The organism is Gracilibacillus suaedae (assembly GCF_017599345.1).
Lineage (GTDB): Bacteria > Bacillota > Bacilli > Bacillales > Amphibacillaceae > Gracilibacillus > Gracilibacillus suaedae.
Map to the genome: position 1 here is coordinate 1 of NZ_JAGFVL010000016.1, position 19041 is coordinate 19041.

Sequence of the window (19041 nt, forward strand, 5' to 3'; positions counted from 1 at the left end):
AGACACGCCCCCTGGAAAGCGAAGTGGGCAAGCCGAAGCGGTTGTTACGACTATTAATCATGTCAAAATAACTACTTTGAACAGGACCGGGTGGGATTTCCCGGTTTTTCTTATAAATGCAAAGAAAGCATAAAAATTAGGTGCCTGTCTAGCTCCGTGCGCCCAGAAACTAGGGGCAACTTGGGTTATTATCGCTTAGTGCAATTTTTGTTGATAGTGTGCAAAGGAGTCTGTGGCTAGGGTTACTGCTTGGGCGAATGCGGCACCTCCGCCTAGTGCAGCGCTAACAGCAATCGTTTCCATCAATTCTTCCTGGCTAGCACCGTTTTCTACGGCGCCTTTTGAATGATAAATAATACAATACTCGTCCTGGGCATAAATACTGATCGCTAACGCCATGAGTTGCTTTTCTTTTTTCTCAATTGTTCCATCCTTAAATGCTTCTTCGGTAAATTCAAAATATCCTCTTGTCATTTCCGGTAAGTATTCTTCCATTCTTCTGGTACCGCGTTTAAAATCTGCTATCGATTGATCAAAATAATTTACATGCTCCTGATTTTCCATATTTTCATCCCGCCTTTCATTTTAATGTGTGAAAAAGCATAAAATTTTATTCAAAGATGATAGACAGAAGAGAATATACTCGGGTAAAATTTGTAGAGGGGGTAATAAAAGATGAGTGAAACTAACAAAAAAGTACAACTAAAGGTAAGAGACAATGGATCTATTCTAGTAACCGGAGATGTTGAATTAGTGGATGCAGAGGGAAACCCATTCGAAACAAAACCAAAGTTTTCCCTTTGTCGATGTGGCGCATCCAAAAATAAACCTTTCTGTGATGGATCACATAAAGAAATTGGTTTTCAGGATCAAATCAGAGCAAAATAAGGCGGTTTCTAATCACCTATGTATTTGGTCGATTGTTATAATTTAAATAGAGAAGCAGAAGGCACAGCCGTTTCGGTTAGTGCCTTTTCCTTTTGATTGCCATTGCGGTAGTATGTGACTTGTAGTATTGTTGTGTTGGAGGTGGAGGTGATTTCATGAAGGAGAGGCAGCGGATTCTCTTAAGAAAGCTACTGCTAGCAAACGAACAAGTCGCTTTAGTGCAGCATTTGGCCGAAGAGTTAAACTGTTCAGAGAAAACAATTCGAAATGATTTACAAAGAGTGGAATCATTTTTAAAAGAACAAAGCAATGGTCGATTGATTAGAAAGCCTGGTGTGGGTGTGTCGATAGAAATATCTGATTATGAGAAGCAGGAGATATTATCATTGATACAGTCTGAAAATAAGGAGAAAAGAAGTGTTTTGGAGGTTTCGGAACAAAAAGAAATATTATTTCAGCTTCTTATTCATGAAAATATCTCCATTCAACAGTTGACAGATCACTATTTTGTGTCACACTCTGCCATAAAAAAAGTGATAGAAGAGATGGAAACATGGCTAAAAACTAAAAATGTACAGATAAAAACTAAACAAAAAGTTGGTATTGTAGTCGAAGCAGCAGAGAAGGATATTAGAATAGCAATCCAGCAGCTTGATTTTTATAAAGCTGAGAAAGACTCGCGAGGTTTTTCTTTTCTGTATCAACAAGTGCAAGAACATGAACGACGAGCACTAGATCAATCTTTTTTAACCTTTATTCGTCATTATCAAATACCATTAACAGATGAAAGTATAAAAAACTTAAAGATCTATATCATTGTGATGATGAAAAGATTGAAATCTAACCATAGGGTAGATATAAGTAAAGAACAAATAACTTTCATAACAAAGAAACAAGAATTTCAGTGGATGGAGAACTTAGTGAAGGACTTAGAAAGTATCTTTCTTATTAAAGTACCGGAACATGAAAAGGTATACTTAACTATGCAATTTCTAGGCGCTAAATTTCAGGAACGGCATGGTGATGTGTCTCATTTTGATGCGGATGTCGACCAGCAAGCGGATTGGCTGACAGAAGTGCTGACCAAACGACTGAGTGTCTTAGCATTAATGCCTTTTGGTCATGATAAAACATTAAAAGAAGGCTTAAAGGTTCATCTTTATTCTGTTATCAATCGATTGAAATATGAACTCCCTGTTCAAAATCCACTGGCAGCAGATATTAAACAGATGTATCCGTTTATGTTTGATGCTTTAATTACAGCATTGCAGGATATGAATGAGGAATTACCATTTAAAATTCCAGAAGATGAAGTGGCTTTTTTAACCTTGCATTACCAAGCTTCAGTGGAACGAATAAGAGGGGAACGACAGTCTAACAAAAAATTAGTAATTGTGTGTCATATGGGTATTGGCGTATCAGAAATATTGCGTTCAAAAATTGCTACATCATTTCATGAAGTCGATATTGTTGCAACCCTTCCACATAATAAATTGGAACTATTTTTAAAGGAACAGTCAGTAGACCTAATTGTTTCGACCATGCCTATAGAGGACGTAAGTATTCCGCATGTGATGATTACACCTCTTTTTAACGAGCGTGACAAGAATAAGCTGCGAAATGCAATACTTGGAAAGAGTCAAGGAAATCGTGATTCTGTATTAAGAAGTTATCTAAAAGAAGACTATATATTTTTGGATTTAGCTATAGAACATCGCTTTGAATTAATAGAGAAATTATCAGAGAGATTAGTTCATGATGGCTTGGTAGAAGAGGGATATGGACATCAAGCGCTAATTCGTGAACGAGCAGCAGCTACAGCAATCGGTGGCGGTATGGCCATTCCGCATGGAGACCCAAATTTGGTAAAAAGATCTGCCATAATAGTAGCAACGTTAAAAGAACCAATTACATGGGGAACGGAATTAGTCTCTTTAGTGTTTTTCCTCGTATTAAAACAGGAGCCATCAGATAAAAGAAGAAAATTATTCCACCAGTTATCTAGGTTAGCAGGAAATCCCGAGAAAGTTGCCAAATTGACTGCTGTAACAGATGTAGGAAATTTTTTAGACATACTAGATTAAAAAATCCTTGCAGTTCTATGAATTGTGAGGATTTCTTATGTTAAAAAAGTGTGAAAGTTGATTATTTCACAAATATATAATTCCTGAAATAAATAGGTATTTTTACCCTATTCATCCGAATTAAAAAAATCATTTTTGCCGGAAGTAGTGGTAAGTTTCTTTTATTTTGATGAGCCGATTTAGGGGTATACTATGGGTAATTACAATAAGGGAAGGTGTTACAGATGACAAAAGTATTAGCGATTACATCTTGTCCTAATGGGATTGCGCATACGTATATGGCTGCTGAGAACTTGGAAAAAGCAGCAGAAGAGATGAATATAGATATTAAAGTGGAAACGCAAGGCTCGATTGGGGCAGAAAACGAATTAACGTCTGCTGAAATTGATGAGGCAGACGCGATCATCATCGCGGCAGATAAAGCGGTTAATAAATCCCGTTTCGTTGGTAAAAAATTAGTAGCTGCAGGAGTGCAGGAAGGGATTCGAAATCCTAAGAGTTTAATTAAACAAGCGTTAAGTGATGATGCACCTGTTCATAAGGGAGAAGGAAGTGGTAAAAAAGAAAAAATGCCGACCGCTTCAGAAGGAACGAAGCAAAATCCTATTTATCGTCACTTAATGAATGGTGTTTCTTTTATGGTGCCATTTATCGTTGTTGGTGGTTTATTAATTGCAATTGCTTTAACCTTAGGTGGCAATGCCGGAGAAGGTGGTATTGCAATACCAGAGGATTCCTTTTGGAAAACGATAGAATCAATTGGTAGTGCCGCATTTAGTTTTATGGTACCAATCCTTGCTGGTTATATTGCATACAGTATTGCAGATCGTCCTGGTCTGGCGCCCGGTATGATTGGGGGTTATATTGCAGCAAATGGTAGCTTTTACGGTAGTGAAGCAAGTGCAGGTTTCTTAGGCGGAATAATTGCAGGTTTCTTAGCGGGGTATGTGGCGTTATGGATTAAGAAAATTAAAGTACCAAAGATGGTACAACCGATTATGCCAATTATCGTTATTCCTGTAGTATCTTCTTTAGTAGTAGGTCTTCTGTTTGTATTATTAATCGGTGCTCCAGTAGCACAAATTTTTGAATCATTAACAGGCTGGCTTGCAGGTATGCAAGGAACAAGCTCGATATTATTAGCACTTATTTTGGGTGCGATGATTTCGTTTGATATGGGTGGACCGGTTAATAAAGTAGCCTTTTTATTTGGTGCTGCTATGATTGGAGAAGGTAACTATGAAATTATGGGTCCGATTGCGGTTGCGATTGCAGTTCCACCAATTGGTTTAGGCTTAGCGACATTAATGTTCAAAAATAAATTTGAACAAGCACAGCAAGAAACAGGTAAGGCTTCTTTGGCGATGGGGTTTTTCGGCATTACAGAGGGGGCGATCCCTTTTGCGGCACAGGATCCTTTGCGTGTAATCCCAAGTATTATGATTGGTTCCATGACAGGTTCCGTTATTGCCATGTTGAGTAATGTTGGAGATAGTGTAGCACACGGTGGGCCTATTGTTGGCGTGTTAGGTGCGGTGGATAATGTCGTAATGTTCTTCGTTGCCATTATTATCGGTTCGGTTGTGACAGCGTTCATGATTAAGTTATTGAAGAAAGATGTAGATAATCCGGTGATGAAAGAAGCAAGAGAAGAAGAGGAAGAGACAAACGATGAATTCGCTACTCAATCAGTGCAACAAATCGAGAAACTAACAGATATTACAAATGTTGACTTAATCGACACAGAGATAAAAGCAAATGACAGAGATGAAGTTATTGATGAATTGATTGCAAAATTAGATGCTAATGATGTATTAACTTCTAAAGAAGACTTCAGAAAAGCAATATTAGATCGTGAAGCAGAAAGCTCTACAGGCATCGGTATGAATGTAGCTATTCCACATGGTAAATCAGATGCTGTAAAAGCACCACGAGTTGTGTTCGGGCTTCAAAAAGATGGGGTAGATTGGCATAGTGCTGATGATTCTCTGGCGAAACTGATCTTTATGATTGCCGTACCGAAGCATGCGGAAGGAGACGCGCATTTGAAAATTCTGCAAATGCTCTCCAGAAAATTAATGGATGATCAATTTAGAGAGCAATTATTAAATGTAAAATCTGCAGAAGAAGCGTATCAATTGTTAGACCAAATACAATAACAGTAAACCCCTTCTCCAGTTAGCTTGGAGAAAGGGGTTTTTTCGTTGTATGGAAAGAAAGTATATAATCCTCGGTATCAACGCCTTTGTTATCAAAGTAGCTATTTTGAAATAAACCGTATAGGAAACCATCGCTGCGGCTGTCCACTTCCCTTTCCACGGGATTTTCGACTAAGCTAACTTTTCCAAGCAAAACCCCTTGAAAAAGTGGATATTAGTCGAAAATCATCCCGTAGGAGTGGAAGCGGACGGCCTTCGCTATGGAGCTATTCTACAACGTTAGTGACAGTTAACTTTTCGAGCTTTCTAAACATGTGTAATAAAACAAGTATGTTAGCGAATACATTTATTGTAAAGCATTACTTAGCGTAGGCGCCCACTTCGACTCCTGGGGGATCAGCGTGATCTTCAGCTAACTTTGCAAAGTTAGCTGAAGACACGCCCTCTGGAAAGCGAAGTGGGCAAGCCGAAGCGGTTGTTACGACTATTATTCATGTCAAAATAACTACTTTGAACAGGACCGGGTGGGTTTTCCCGGTTTTTCTTATGTTAATCTGATCCAAATTACCCTCTACGAAAAACCTTGTTAGATTACCTTACACAAAAATTGAGGAGTACAGGATTACAGCTTACACTGTATTTAACAGTTGATGTTAATAATATTTACAAGGAGAGGAAAAAGATTATGGAAACTGTACTTATGGATAATTTATGGGTCATTATTGGTACTTTTTTAGTTTTATTAATGATTGGTGGATTTATTTTACTTGAGGCTGGTTCTACTAGAATGAAAAACGCTGGCCACATTGCAGGAAAAACAATTTTCACTATTGGAATCGGCTCAATAGTATTCTGGGCTGTCGGTTGGGGCTTTATATATGGAGAAGGTAACTGGTTTATTGGATTATCTGATTTCTTCTATGGAGATACATCATTTAGTGAAGAAGGGTTATCTCCAGCGGTTGACTTTATGTTTCAAATGATGTTTGCATTAATTGCTTTAACCATTGCATTCGGTGGTTTCGCAGAACGTGCAAAATTATCAGCATATGTCATATTCGCTGTACTGTTCTCAGCTTTAGTTTATCCGGTGGTTGCACACTGGATATGGGGTGGCGGTTGGTTAGCTGACCATGGTAAACAAGACTTTGCTGGTTCAACAGTTGTACACTTAACAGGTGCAATGGCAGCATTAGCGGCAACTATTATTTTGAAACCTCGTATTGGTAAATATAATAAAGATGGTTCTTCTAATGAGTTAGTAGGTCACAACCAAGTATATACGGCATTAGCAGTATTACTACTTTGGGTAGGTTGGTTTGGTTTCAACGGTGCAAGTACATTTGGTGTGGAAGATGCATTCTTTGGTTATGTTATTTTAAATACACAATTAGGAGCGGCTGCTGGGGCAATTGCAGCAATGTTACTCGTTTGGGCAGTAACAGGAAAAGCAGATGTTCCAACTACATTGAATGGAGCATTAGCAGGTCTAGTAGCTATTACAGCATCTTGCGGTTTCGTTGAACCATGGGCAGCAGTAGTGATTGGTGCAATTGGTGGTTTGATTGTTTACGCAAGTATGCGATTCTTTGATCGTGCTCGTATTGACGATCCAATCTTCGCATTATCTGTTCACGGTACTGTCGGTGTTTGGGGGACGATCTCGACAGGTTTCTTTGCTACACATGAATTATCAGTCGGTATGGATTGGGGGAAACCAGGTTTATTCTATGGTGGAGGATTCGAACAATTAGGTGTTCAAATCTTAGGTGTTGTAGCATCTGGTGCTTACGCATTTGTCGTGTCATTCATTATCCTTAAGATTATGGATAAAGTAATGGGTGGCTTAAGAGTTTCTGAAGAAGAAGAAATCATTGGTCTTGACATGAGCGAGCATGGTAGCTATGGTTACCCTGAGAACATTCCACACCCGAATGAACAAGCAAAATAATGCATCGTTCTTCGATAAAGGAGAGGACCTCCGTCATGAGTTATGAAGACATAAAGAGATGGCGTGAACAACAGATTCACAAACAAATGGATCATGAACAATTAAACGATTTTCACGATAATCTAATGCTAAAAACCGTACAATTAGCAATGGAGAAAGTTAAGGAAGAGCAGGGGGAAGTCCCTGCTCCCTTCGCTTTTTTTCTGATGGGTAGTGCTGGTAGAAGGGAACAATCCATATGGAGTGATCAGGATCATGGGATTATTTTTAATGGTTCCGAACAACATCAAGCTTATTTTCAAAAGTTAGGAACAGAAATTGTCGATGGTTTGGAAATAGTCGGTTATGAACGGTGTGAAGGTAAAGTGATGGCATCTGAATCACGCTGGACAAAATCAATTGAAGCTTGGATGCAGCAACTCAACGACTGGCTTGATGAGGAAAGTTGGCAATCATTACGGCATTTTTCCACTTTTTTTGATTCTCGTGTCTTATTGGGAGAAGGAAAATTACTGGAGGATGTCAAGCAAGTAACATTTTCATATATTCAAAGTCACCCAGAAATAATGCATAGACTTCTGGATAATGTAGGATTTATTCAAAAAGGTGTCGGAGTATTCGGTCAATTATTGCCACAACAATCGGGAAAAAGAACAGGTCAGATTAATATTAAAACGACTGCACTGTTTCCATATGTCAACGCACTACGACTATTAGTTTTGTGTAATCACATTATGAAAGCATCTACTCTTGAAAGGTTTGCAGCACTTAGGGAGAAATACTCCTTTTTATCTGAGTATCAGAGACTGTTTGAAAGTTTGCTAGCTTTTAAATTTCAGTTCACCAAAGATGCAACTGAATATGAAGAAGTACATTATATTCCTTTAAAGAAGTTATCAAAAAAAGACAAACAGGAGTTGAAGGAATACATGAAAAAAGGTGCGGAACTTTTTCAGCAGACAAAAAATACGATAGAAAAAGAGTGTTCTAAATGGTAATGAATCAAATGTTTCAATTTATTAAACAAATGTCAGGGAAAATGAACGATATGAATCCTGTAACAAGTCAAACAGATGCAAGAAAAATTGCCTATATGCGTAATTTGCAAAGAGAATTGAAGCAAAAAGATGTGTTAAATACACCTTTTAAAGATTTAGCTGTAGTAGTGTTTGATATCGAAACAACTGGCTTCTATCCTTACAATGGAGATCGCATTCTCTCTATAGGTGCAGTGAAAATGAAAGGATCAGAAGTCTTAAGAGATCAGTTATTTTATAAAACTGTCTATAGTGAGTTATCTCCTTCAGAGGAAATTGCAGCTCTAACTGGGATCACTGAAGCAGAACTAAGTCAAGCAGCACCTTTGGCAGAAGTTTTAAGGCAATTCTTCCAGTTTGTTCGTAGCGATACTTTGATTGCCCATCATTCCAGTCATGAAAAGCAATTTATGAAACACGCAAGCTGGACAGCTTTGAAAACAAGTTTTCAGCATCGAATTATTGATACTTCTTTTTTAACTAAGGTTGTGTCTCCGGATGTTTCGTTCGTGACATTAGATGAATGGTGTGATCACTATGGAGTTGACATTGGGCGTAGACATCATGCGTTATATGATGCAGCAGCAACTGCCAAGTTATGGTCAGAGAATGTAAAGAAAGTAGAAGAAATGGGCTTTACGAATTTAAAAGATATTTACACACATATTGCTAGTTTGCCTTAATTCTGAAAGGAGAGGAAAAGAACGTGAATCATGACATACCAGATCATATGGCCACCTTTCCCATTAGTGTCGTAAAAGAGCTGACCCAATTAAGTGGAAGGCAAATTCGTTACTATGAAGAACAAGGCTTAATCTCCCCGGCCAGAAATGAAGGTAACAGGAGAATGTTTTCTTTACAGGATATCGAACGATTAAAGAAAATAAAAGAATTGATTGATCAAGGAATTAACATTGCCGGTATCAAGGCGATGTTAAAGGATTAAAAACCCCTGTTTTGTAGTGAAACAAAAGGGGGTTTTTTAATGCCTTGCAGGAAACATAAACTGCGAAATTACGTGAACATCGATTATCCGTCGGTAAAACCGGTATGAGTGCGGACATTTGTTCCGTTATTTCTGATAGAAGAGGTGTTTTTAGGGTGTCAGTGGACATCTATTCCGCTATTCATCGAAAAAGCAGCTGATTTTCACCGAAAGTGACTAAATAAGGGATTAAATGTCCGCCTACGTCGAAAAATTGGTGTGATTTCACCGAATAACGCACTCAATGTCCGCTCAACCAATTTTAGCAATAAGGCAAACTTTCACCAGTTCACAGTAGTAGTTATCGAACCCTCTCGAACTTGCAAAAAAATAGTACCTTGCATTATACAATAGTTGGTGGTATAGTTGTAATCACAAGTATTAATTGTGTACCAGTACTGTATAATATATAGTAGTGGTGAGGAAATCGGAGGTAAGGAGAACATGAATATCCAATTTAAAAAAGGAGCGCTAGAGTTATGTGTGCTTGCTTTATTGAATAAACAGGATCATTACGGCTATGAACTCGTCAGAAAAATATCAGATCGAATTGCTATATCAGAAGGTTCTGTTTATCCTTTATTAAGAAGATTGAAGAAGGAAGAGTATTTTACGACTTATTTGCAGGAATCGCAGGAAGGACCATCACGCAAATACTATCAATTAACGGATAAAGGAAAAGATTATCTTTATGATTTGCTCAAGGAATGGCAGCAATTTTCGGAAGGGGTAAACCATATAATTAAGGAAGGTGTTAGTAATGAATAAACAGGAATTTTTAACAAGTCTAGAATCGAGACTACAAAAGCTTTCTAAAGAAGAAAGGCAAGATATTTTGCAGGATTTCAATGAGCACTTCGAGGTTGGTAAAGAGGAAGGGAAGACAGAAGAAGAAATTGCTCATTCATTAGGGACACCAAGTCAAATAGAGAAAGAAATATTGGCTAGCTATTATGTTGATAAAGTGGAGTCAACTTCATCTACAAGCAATATATTCAAAGCTGTTTGGGCTGTCATTGGATTAAGTTTCTTTAACTTAGTCATTGTACTCGGTCCATTTATCGCTATCGTCAGCTTGATTGCAGCAGGTTGGATAACAGGAGCAGCATTCGTAATATCCCCGCTATTATTTCTAATTAATGTAGCTGTTTTTCCTGATTCCTTTGCATTCTTTGATATGTTTTTTTCCTTAGCACTATGTGGACTGGGATTATTAGTTGTGATTGGCATGTTGTATCTCACCCGATTTGGTACAAAAGGGCTGATCAAATATTTGAATTATAATGTAAATCTTGTTAAAGGTGGAATGAAATCATGATCAATGTAAAGAGAGTCATTACAATTGCCTGTGCGCTATTAATCGTGGGGATAATTGGCAGTATAGTTTTTTATCGTGTATATGAACCAGCTACCCTTGCTGTAACGAAGGAAGTTGAAAATGCCGAAATTAGCACTATTGAAATCGACGTGAACAATGAAAAAGTAGAGATTATACCCACAACTGATCCTAACCCAAAGGTTGAACTGACGGGAACCGAGGGTAATCATGCTAAAACGGAATTAGTTGTAGAAGAAAATAATCATACGTTGTCAGTTCATACAGAACATGAGATGAGAACATGGTTCAGTTTTAATTTCTTTAATAGTACACGTACGCTAACAGTCTATTTACCTGAGCAAGAATATCAGCAGTTAGCAGTCGATATTAGTAATGGCAGTATCCAAGCGCGAGATTTAGCAGTAAATGAGATAAATGTAGAAACTAAGAATGGAAAAGTTGAGCTTAGTGAGATTGTAGCGGATACCTATCAATTAAGAACGTACAATGGCAAAATTGATCTTAGAAACGTGGAGGGAGAATTGGCTGCAAGGGCAAATAACGGTGCAATTTCCCTAGTAACAGCTGACTTGGACCGTAATATCAACTTTGAAACAAATAATGGAAGAATTAAGATTCAGAGTGAAAAGGAACCTACTAATGCGGTACTTGATACAAAAGTAAAAAATGGAAGCGTAAATTTGTTTGGTAATTCTAATTATAATACGGTAATTGGGGAGGGAGATAACCTGGTTAAATTAACTACGAAAAATGGCAGTATTACGGTAACCCAATAAAAAATTAAGGAGTGACCAGTTATGGTTCACTCCTTTAATATTTATAGCATGATAAGTACAACCTTTGGCTGAATTCTACATTTTTACTCAGTGCTAATCACCCCTAAAAGCTCTGCTGAGGGAAAACTCACTTTATAAGTCATCAATCGTTTGGCAATCATTAATGCTTTGCGATTGCCGATAAGATATATGGTTACTTATTAAATAAATCAAATACCCCGCCAATGCCACCTTCACCTTTATTTCCGCCTTTCTCAGGTAAGGCAGCAAATACTTTACTTGCAAGTCGACTGAATGGTAATGATTGCACCCATACAGTTCCTGGTCCTGATAGTGTTGCGAAGAAAATCCCTTCTCCACCAAATAGTGCCGTTTTAATACCACCTACATATTCAATGTTATAATCTACATCACCAGTCATAGCAACTAAACATCCAGTATCGACACGTATCTGTTCACCTGGTTGTAACTCACGCTTATGAATTGTACCTCCGGCATGGACAAATGCCATACCATCTCCTTCTAACTTTTGCATAATAAATCCTTCTCCACCAAAGAAGCCAGTGCCGATTTTTCGTTGAAATTCTACACCGACTGCGACTCCTTTAGCTGCAGCTAGGAAAGCATCTTTTTGGCATATAATTTTGCCATTTAATTCACTTAAATCCATGGGAACGATCTTCCCTGGATATGGGGAAGCAAAGGAGACATGTTTTTTTCCTACCCCCTGGTTTGTAAAAGTAGTCATAAATAAGCTTTCGCCAGTAATAACTCGTTTGCCGGCACCAAGTAATTTGCCAACCAGTCCTCCTTGATTGGAAGATCCGTCTCCGAAAATCGTTTCCATCGAGATATCACTATCCATCATCATTAAACTTCCTGCTTCAGCAATTACTGTTTCCTGTGGATCTAACTCGACTTCAACAAACTGCATATCGTCTCCGTATAATTGAAAGTCTATTTCATGATTGTTCATTTCCACTCAACTCCTTTTTGTTAGGCTATATGTATATACGTATCTTATCACAGATATGATTCAAATTATCAGAAAATTCTAAAACAAGTGAATAAATATTCAATTATTTTATAAAAGCGTTGATATTAGCGCAATTATATTAATGAAAGATGAATAGCAAATTTAGAGTATTTAAGGAAAAAGCGGAGAATAAAAAAGAATTCAAAAGAATTTCATAAAATATGTTTACAAATAGATAAAATATGGTACTATATACTTGAATTCATTAATAAATGAAGTAATTTTTTTAGGAAAGGGGATAGTTGACTATGGTAACTTCTTTATACATGGTTTCTTTAACTATTCTGCTTACTTTTCTAGTTTTATCTGCAATTGAAAAAGTTACGTCACGCAGAAAAAAACTAAAAGTAGATATGAATTTAGAAACAAACACGCAAGCACAACCGGTAATTGCTGGTAAAGAGATGAGATAAGCGACTAGTTACCTGATGAGAACTAGCTGAGATAGAGCCTCCTGATTATGATTAGGAGGCTTTTTGTTTTCCTAGGCTAACTATTTTGAAAATTATTAAAATTAGAACTTTTTTTGATCCTCTTTGAAAGAGCACCAATTCCCCTTATAATGTAGTTTGTCTTTTTAGAAAATAGCTTCAATTTTCTGAAAATTATTTTTTTAACTATGGAGGTGGATGTATGATGGGAGAAAAGAAAAAAGTTGGCTTATTTCAACGAAGCCTTAATCGAATAGAATCTATAGGAAATAAATTACCACACCCAGTAACACTTTTCGTCATTTTAGCATTTATCGTGTTGATTGCCTCAGCGGTTGTGTCCGGTTTAGGTGTTTCCGTAGAACATCCAGGTAATCCAGATGAGCAAATAACCGTTAAAAACTTATTGAATACAGAAGGAATCACTTATATCTTTACAAGTATGGTAGATAATTTTATTAACTTTGCTCCACTTGGGGTTGTACTAGTAACGATGCTTGGGATTGGTTTAGCAGAACGAACTGGATTAATTAGTGCTGGGTTGCGTGCATTTGTTTTAGCATTACCGAAATCATTAATTACAGCAGGTTTAGTATTTGCGGGTATTATGTCCAGCATGGCGACCGATGCAGGATATGTTGTCTTGCCTCCATTAGGTGCAGTACTTTTTGCTGCTTTAGGTCGTCATCCTTTAGCAGGTCTTGCCGCTGCCTTCGCTGGTGTATCAGCCGGGTTTAGTGCTAACCTTGTCCCGACTGCATTGGAGCCATTACTAGGGGAAATGACGATAGCGGCGACCACAGATGAAGCTTATGCTGAAACCATGAATATTTTAATGAATTATTATTTTACGATCGTTTCCGTATTTCTGCTAACATTAGTAGGTACATTTGTAACAGAAAAACTAGTAGAGCCAAGGCTAGGTGCTTACACAGGCTCCTATAAAGAAGAGGCAACTGACCTAACAAAGGTTGAGAAAAAAGGTTTAGCATATGCTGGTTTATCATTATTAATTGGCTTAATTGCTGTTTCCTTTTTAATCGTTCCAGAAAATGCACCATTGCGTGGAGAAGATGGAGCTATTATCATTTCACCATTTATGAGTTCATTGGTGCCGATTATTTTTATTCTGTTTTTTATCCCAGGTGTTGTATACGGGATTGTTACGAAGAATATCAAAAATGATAAAGATGTTGCTAACCACCTATCAGATTCAATGGGAACAATGGGGCTGTTCATTGTTCTGTCCTTTGCAGCGGGTCAGTTTGTGGCATTTTTTGAAGAATCCAATTTAGGTATGTTAATCGGTGTGTATGGAGCGGAATTTTTAGACAGTATTAGTTTAACTGGTATCCCATTATTAATTGTCTTCATTATTATTGCTGGTATAATCAATATTTTTATTGGAAGTGCGACAGCAAAATGGGCAATGATGGCGCCGATATTTGTTCCAATTATGATGCAGTTCGGCTATTCTCCAGAATTGACGCAGATGGCATATCGTATTGCGGACTCGTCAACGAATATTATTTCGCCATTAATGACATACTTTGCTTTAATTATCGCTTATGCACAAAAATATGATAAGAAAATGGGAATGGGTACCCTCATTTCAACCATGTTCCCGTATTCCATCTTCTTCTTGGTCATTTGGACATTAATGTTAATCGTGTGGATACTATTAGGAATAGACCTAGGACCAGGATCCCCGGTTCATTATAATAATTAAGCAAAAGGATAAAAACCTTCTGACGGGTTTTTATCCTTTTTAAAAGGTAAGAAGTATATAATCAGCGCAATGATCGTGTTTAACGAAGTTGCTATTTTGAAAGCTAGCTAGTGCAAGTTAACCGCTACGGCTGACCGTTTCACTATCCTTTTTTCTACAACGAATAATAGAAAAAGCATATTGGGTTTTATAAATCTTGTTAGTGAATTTCTATGCTATACCTTTCACTTTCACAGGGATAACAACTCAAGTTGCCTGATCTGACAAATGTTGTAGCACATGTATAAAGCGAAGGCCGCCCGCTTCCACTCCTGTGGGAATTGTTTGACCTGAAGATCCACTTATTTGAGCGGGTTTTGCTCAAATAAGTTAGCTGAAGGACAAACTCCACGGAAAGGGAAGTGGGTAGCCGGAGTGGTGGTCAAGCTGTTCAAATTTTTCATGATTACTACCAAAGTAATAATGGACCGGCGGTGTTTGCTGGTTTTTCTTGTGAATAGGAAGAGCGTGTCTCATGGAGTGGGGAAATTCTATAAAACGTATTCCCACTCATCCTTTAGATGTAAATAAAGTAGTAATAACCATTCTTCGTTACTTTTTGTACTGTTCTCCATCTGATCTGCAATTTTCGGCAAGAGTATTTCACTGACTTTCGTTGTTAGTGTTCCTTTCTCCTGTATACCCATATGAAGAATTCGATGTGCGTAAGTCTGCAAAAGCCGCCAATCCTTCTGATTAAATTGTTTCAAATGATACGGTTCTAACTGTAAATCTTCTTTTTGAATCCCGAGTTGATGGATGTATTTTTCAAGAGGCGACTGTTTAAGTGACTTTTTCCGTCTTTCATGTACAACAATCGTTCCTGCTGTTATATCTCCTAAGCGCTTATGTTTAGAATGGAAAAAAATCATAATAATACCTACTACATATGCACTTGGCAACATATCTATCAATCGTAAAAAGTTGCGAATGATGCTTGAAAGGAATGTTATATTATGTCCGTTTTCCTGAATAACTCGGATACCTAACAATCTCTTGCCAATTGTTCTTCCTCCCCAAAAGTATTCAAGGAAAATGAAGTAAGCAAAGTGAAATAAATAAATAATGATGAGGAGAATGACTAACAGGATACTATCGAGTTGTCCAGAAAATAAATTACTAAAACTATTAGTAAAAGCTAGTATTAAAAGAAAGATCGTTAATAATTGTGTTAAAAAAATGAGTGTGTAATCAATGATCTGAGCAGCGGATCTTGATCCTAAGCCAGCTAATTGAAATTGTAAGGAGACATACTCGGGTGTTTTTACCTTTAACTGTTCTTGTTCCATGTTTAACCTCTTTCCTGTCACTTTTTCCGATGAACAATATCTTTCAATACTGTTCACTAAGCCTATTTTCTATTATAATAAAGTAAAATGCTAGAAAAAAAGGTGATTATATGCAATTGAATCAATTCATCAAACAGAACCGTCAAGATTGGGAACGGTTAGAAAAACTAATAAACCAATTACCAAAGCAAAAGTCCAGCAGGATGATTGAAGAGTTTCAACATACATACCAAAAAGTTTCCAGACAGCTATCTTATAGCCAGACATTTTTTCCAAATGAAGACGTAACAAATTATTTAAATGAATTAGTCGGAAAAGCACACAATCTATTGTACCAATCCCAGCATTCTTCATGGAAACAAGCCTATCATTTCTTCTCCAGCAAGTTTGTAGGTTTATTACTGGAACAATGGAAGGCGATTATAATTGCCATGCTTTTGTTCTGCTTCGGAGGTATTGCGAGTTTTTTCGCTGTAGTAGAAAATCCTGCTCATTTATATGGTATTTTACCAGAAAATATGGCACAGTCATTTGACCCTGAATCGCTCGGCGAAGACCCGGCAGCTGTTGATGCACCTGTAATGTCAACAGAAATTATGATTAACAATATTAGGGTCGGTATTCTAGCCTTCGCCGGTGGTATCACGTTCGGGCTATTGACCGTATATGTATTAATTTATAATGGCATCATTGTTGGCGCAATTGCTGGCCTTTTTTGGAACTATGGCAATTCATATGTTTTTTGGGCTTATATTGTTCCACATGGCGTTATAGAGTTAGTTGCTATTTTTATAGCAGGTGGTGCAGGGCTTTTAATGGGATACAAGCTGTTTGTACCTGGTAAGTACTCGAGAGGGTACCAGTTAAAGACACAAGCGGTAAGGTCCGTTCAACTGTTGCTAGGAACGATTCCGTTATTTGTAATTGCTGGTACCATCGAAGGGTTTATCACTCCTGCTGATATTTCGTTAGAGATGAAATATGCTGTAGCAGTAACGACCGCTATTGGTCTGATTGCATACATGATCATTGGCCATTTTCTTTTGCGCAAAAGGACTCTACAACATTCCACGGTTTAATGTCTCAATATAATGGGAAACAGAAGTGACTGCTAACCGTTCAGCAGGTGCTTCCAGCATAGGTAGTCCATGCTTTTCCCATTTTCTCATCACTTGTTTCTGGTTGATATATTGTTTTTGTGCCATACTTTTTTCCATTGCTGCTAAAGCGCTGTTAGGTTTCATCTTTATTTGAGCCTGTAGTAGTCGATCTTCAATGCCTATCATGACAAAAAGGTGTTTTTTTCTTAGTTTTTTCATATAGAATAATTGATAATCTTCATTCGCAAATGTTTGCACATCACTGAAGAGCACAATCAGACTACGTTTTCGTTGGAGCGATTGAGCATACTGTAAAGCAAGTGCATAGTTGGACTCTTGTGCATCCACTCCTAATGCATATAACGTTTGTAAAATGGTATCTAAATGTTCTAATCCTTTTCCACTAGGTACAACTGCTTTAATTTCCTTCGAGAAGGCGATCACAGATACTTGATCACCATTTTGTAGTGCTGCTGTTGCGAGCGTAATCGCCGCTTCAATAGATTTTTCCAACCGGTTTCCTTCTTCTAACTCGACTCCCATCATGCGACCACAATCAAGTAAGATTGTTACACTTTTTCCATGCTCCGGTTCATATTCATTGGTCATCATCTCATGTAATTTGGCAGATTGACGCCAATTTATTTTACGTGGGTCGTCGCCAACAACATAGCTTCTAACCTTTGAAAACTCCCCAACACCACTGCGCATTTTCCGAATCTTGATGCCTTCATGCAATAAATATTTCTGAGCACTTGCCAAATACCTTTTAGTCTCTGATAAATTAGGAATAACCTTTACTTCATCAGGCAGCTGATAAGTAATTTGTTTTTCCCAGAGTCCCATTTTTGTTTTTAAACGTAAATATAATGTATCTATTTGATATTTTCCTCTTATTTGAGGAAATACCTCATATGCAATAGCAACCGATTTTCCACCTGTAATGAACTGGTCAGTTGGGAAAATAGTTTGAAATGATTCAGGAATTCCATCTTTTAACCGAACGGTATACGTGGCATTTGTTCGATTCTGAATCTGAATGGTCACCATTTGTTTCGCATAACGCTCCATTTCGTCAGCTATTGTCCGAGCTACCTCTATGTCTTCTTTTTTAGGTAGTAAGAATGCATCTATAATTAAGAGGCTTACCATTAGTAGTGTGGCTATTCCTAGAAATAGCCACGAAAATTGCCAGAATGATAGAATAAACATAGCTAAGGTAAATAGAGCGTAATAGGTTATGAGTTTATATGTAGGAATAATCCCTTTATCTCGGAACAGCAACCGATCCCACAAGCTCTTGAATCGTTTCATCGATATCAGATCCCTCCAATTCTGCATATGGAGATAGTTGAACACGATGACGTAGACTAGGAATAGCTACCGTTTTAACATCATCTGGTGTAATATAGTTACGTTCATCAAGATATGCCCAAGCTTGTGCTGTCTTTGCTATTGCGATAGCAGCACGGGTACTTGCTCCATATTGAATATGTTCCAGCTCACGTGTTTTGCGGACAATTTTCGTAATATAATCAGCTATTTCGTTACTAATATTTACTTCTTGAACTTTTCGTTGAATCTCTAGTAATGAATCATTGGAGTACATCGCTTGAATCTCCAGGGGGTTTGCTTGTTTCTCTAATACCATTTGCAAGACAGAAACTTCTTCTTCCAAGCTAGGGAAGTCTACTTTGATCTTAAAGAAAAAACGATCTTGTTGTGCTTCAGGTAACGGGTAAGTTCCTTCAAATTCAATAGGGTTTTGTGTTGCTGCGACAAAAAAGAAATCTGGTAATAGATAAGTATCTCCTTGAATGGTAACTTGTTTTTCTTCCATTGCTTCCAACAGGGATGCTTGTGTTTTAGCAGGTGTGCGGTTGATTTCATCTGCCAGCAAAACATTTGTAAATATCGGCCCTTTTAATGTTTGGAAGTCATGTTCTTTCATATTATAGATAGCACTTCCCGTGATATCACTAGGTAATAAATCAGGGGTGAACTGGACACGTTTGAAGTCACTGTCTAGTAACTTAGCTAATGTTTTTACCATTTGTGTTTTACCTGTTCCCGGTACGCCTTCTATTAATACATGACCACCAGCTAAAGCAGCGGCTAATAATAATCGTAAGTTTTTCTGTTGACCAAGAATATGTTGTTCATAGTTTTCTAATAATGACGAAATTTTTGCGGTCATC

General features: G+C 37.6%; 18 protein-coding genes. 13 read left to right on the top strand and 5 right to left on the bottom strand.

Annotated features, from left to right (window positions below):
- Positions 1–195: 195 nt before the first annotated feature.
- Positions 196–564 carry a carboxymuconolactone decarboxylase family protein gene (locus J5J03_RS02565; protein ID WP_208585950.1) on the bottom strand — a complete coding sequence of 123 codons (369 nt, stop codon included), beginning with the start codon at positions 562–564 and terminating at the stop codon, positions 196–198.
- A 111-nt stretch (positions 565–675) separates the two neighbouring features.
- On the opposite strand from J5J03_RS02565, the gene J5J03_RS02570 reads away from it, so the two are divergent.
- The 10 genes from J5J03_RS02570 to J5J03_RS02615 all read left to right on the top strand — a co-directional run bounded on the left by J5J03_RS02570 (position 676) and on the right by J5J03_RS02615 (position 11219).
- Entirely contained in the window at positions 676–888 is a 213-nt protein-coding gene (locus J5J03_RS02570) for a CDGSH iron-sulfur domain-containing protein (RefSeq protein ID WP_208585951.1), read from the top strand.
- A 155-nt stretch (positions 889–1043) separates the two neighbouring features.
- A complete protein-coding gene (locus tag J5J03_RS02575; protein WP_208585952.1) occupies positions 1044–2972 on the top strand; it encodes a BglG family transcription antiterminator in 1929 nt (642 codons plus the stop codon).
- Between the two features lie 224 nt (positions 2973–3196).
- Positions 3197–5131, top strand: a complete 1935-nt coding sequence (locus J5J03_RS02580) for a fructose-specific PTS transporter subunit EIIC (RefSeq protein ID WP_208585953.1) — start codon at positions 3197–3199, stop codon at positions 5129–5131.
- A gap of 685 nt (positions 5132–5816) precedes the next feature.
- The gene (locus J5J03_RS02585) at positions 5817–7082 is read left to right on the top strand and encodes an ammonium transporter (RefSeq protein WP_231710575.1); all 1266 of its coding nucleotides are present in this window, start codon (positions 5817–5819) and stop codon (positions 7080–7082) included.
- Positions 7083–7117: 35 nt separating this feature from the next.
- The gene (locus J5J03_RS02590; protein ID WP_208585954.1) at positions 7118–8080 is read left to right on the top strand and encodes a DUF294 nucleotidyltransferase-like domain-containing protein; all 963 of its coding nucleotides are present in this window, start codon (positions 7118–7120) and stop codon (positions 8078–8080) included.
- Complete coding sequence (locus J5J03_RS02595; RefSeq protein ID WP_208585955.1) at positions 8074–8802, top strand: exonuclease domain-containing protein; 729 nt, start codon at positions 8074–8076, stop codon at positions 8800–8802. Before J5J03_RS02590 ends, J5J03_RS02595 begins: the two co-directional genes overlap by 7 nt.
- Positions 8803–8825: 23 nt before the next feature.
- Positions 8826–9065, top strand: a complete 240-nt coding sequence (locus tag J5J03_RS02600; protein ID WP_208585956.1) for a MerR family transcriptional regulator — start codon at positions 8826–8828, stop codon at positions 9063–9065.
- 483 nt (positions 9066–9548) lie between these two features.
- Positions 9549–9872, top strand: coding sequence for a PadR family transcriptional regulator (locus J5J03_RS02605; RefSeq protein ID WP_208585957.1), 324 nt, complete (start codon positions 9549–9551; stop codon positions 9870–9872).
- Positions 9865–10422: an HAAS signaling domain-containing protein gene (locus J5J03_RS02610; RefSeq protein WP_208585958.1), complete on the top strand. Its 558-nt coding sequence runs from the start codon at positions 9865–9867 to the stop codon at positions 10420–10422. Before J5J03_RS02605 ends, J5J03_RS02610 begins: the two co-directional genes overlap by 8 nt.
- A complete protein-coding gene (locus J5J03_RS02615; RefSeq protein ID WP_208585959.1) occupies positions 10419–11219 on the top strand; it encodes a DUF4097 family beta strand repeat-containing protein in 801 nt (266 codons plus the stop codon). The genes J5J03_RS02610 and J5J03_RS02615 overlap by 4 nt, the downstream gene beginning before the upstream one ends.
- 193 nt (positions 11220–11412) lie before the next feature.
- Here J5J03_RS02615 and J5J03_RS02620 read toward each other — a convergent pair whose 3' ends face one another.
- Positions 11413–12195 (bottom strand): TIGR00266 family protein, encoded by a 783-nt coding sequence (locus J5J03_RS02620; protein WP_208585960.1) that lies wholly within the window; start codon positions 12193–12195, stop codon positions 11413–11415.
- A 308-nt stretch (positions 12196–12503) separates the two neighbouring features.
- Between J5J03_RS02620 and J5J03_RS02625 the strand changes: the two genes are divergently transcribed.
- Positions 12504–12668, top strand: coding sequence for a hypothetical protein (locus J5J03_RS02625; RefSeq protein WP_018932106.1), 165 nt, complete (start codon positions 12504–12506; stop codon positions 12666–12668).
- Positions 12669–12891: 223 nt separating this feature from the next.
- Positions 12892–14415 carry an AbgT family transporter gene (locus J5J03_RS02630; RefSeq protein WP_208585961.1) on the top strand — a complete coding sequence of 508 codons (1524 nt, stop codon included), beginning with the start codon at positions 12892–12894 and terminating at the stop codon, positions 14413–14415.
- Positions 14416–14945: 530 nt separating this feature from the next.
- Here J5J03_RS02630 and J5J03_RS02635 read toward each other — a convergent pair.
- Positions 14946–15743 carry an RDD family protein gene (locus tag J5J03_RS02635; RefSeq protein ID WP_208585962.1) on the bottom strand — a complete coding sequence of 266 codons (798 nt, stop codon included), beginning with the start codon at positions 15741–15743 and terminating at the stop codon, positions 14946–14948.
- A gap of 110 nt (positions 15744–15853) precedes the next feature.
- Here J5J03_RS02635 and J5J03_RS02640 point away from each other — a divergent pair, with 110 nt between their 5' ends.
- Entirely contained in the window at positions 15854–16822 is a 969-nt protein-coding gene (locus tag J5J03_RS02640) for a stage II sporulation protein M (RefSeq protein WP_208585963.1), read from the top strand.
- Here the strand turns inward: J5J03_RS02640 and J5J03_RS02645 are convergent.
- Together J5J03_RS02645 and J5J03_RS02650 are read right to left on the bottom strand one after the other, a co-directional pair.
- Positions 16802–18157 (bottom strand): DUF58 domain-containing protein, encoded by a 1356-nt coding sequence (locus J5J03_RS02645; protein ID WP_231710576.1) that lies wholly within the window; start codon positions 18155–18157, stop codon positions 16802–16804. The genes J5J03_RS02640 and J5J03_RS02645 overlap by 21 nt on opposite strands.
- A complete protein-coding gene (locus J5J03_RS02650; protein ID WP_208585964.1) occupies positions 18111–19040 on the bottom strand; it encodes an AAA family ATPase in 930 nt (309 codons plus the stop codon). Before J5J03_RS02650 ends, J5J03_RS02645 begins: the two co-directional genes overlap by 47 nt.
- Position 19041: the final 1 nt, after the last annotated feature.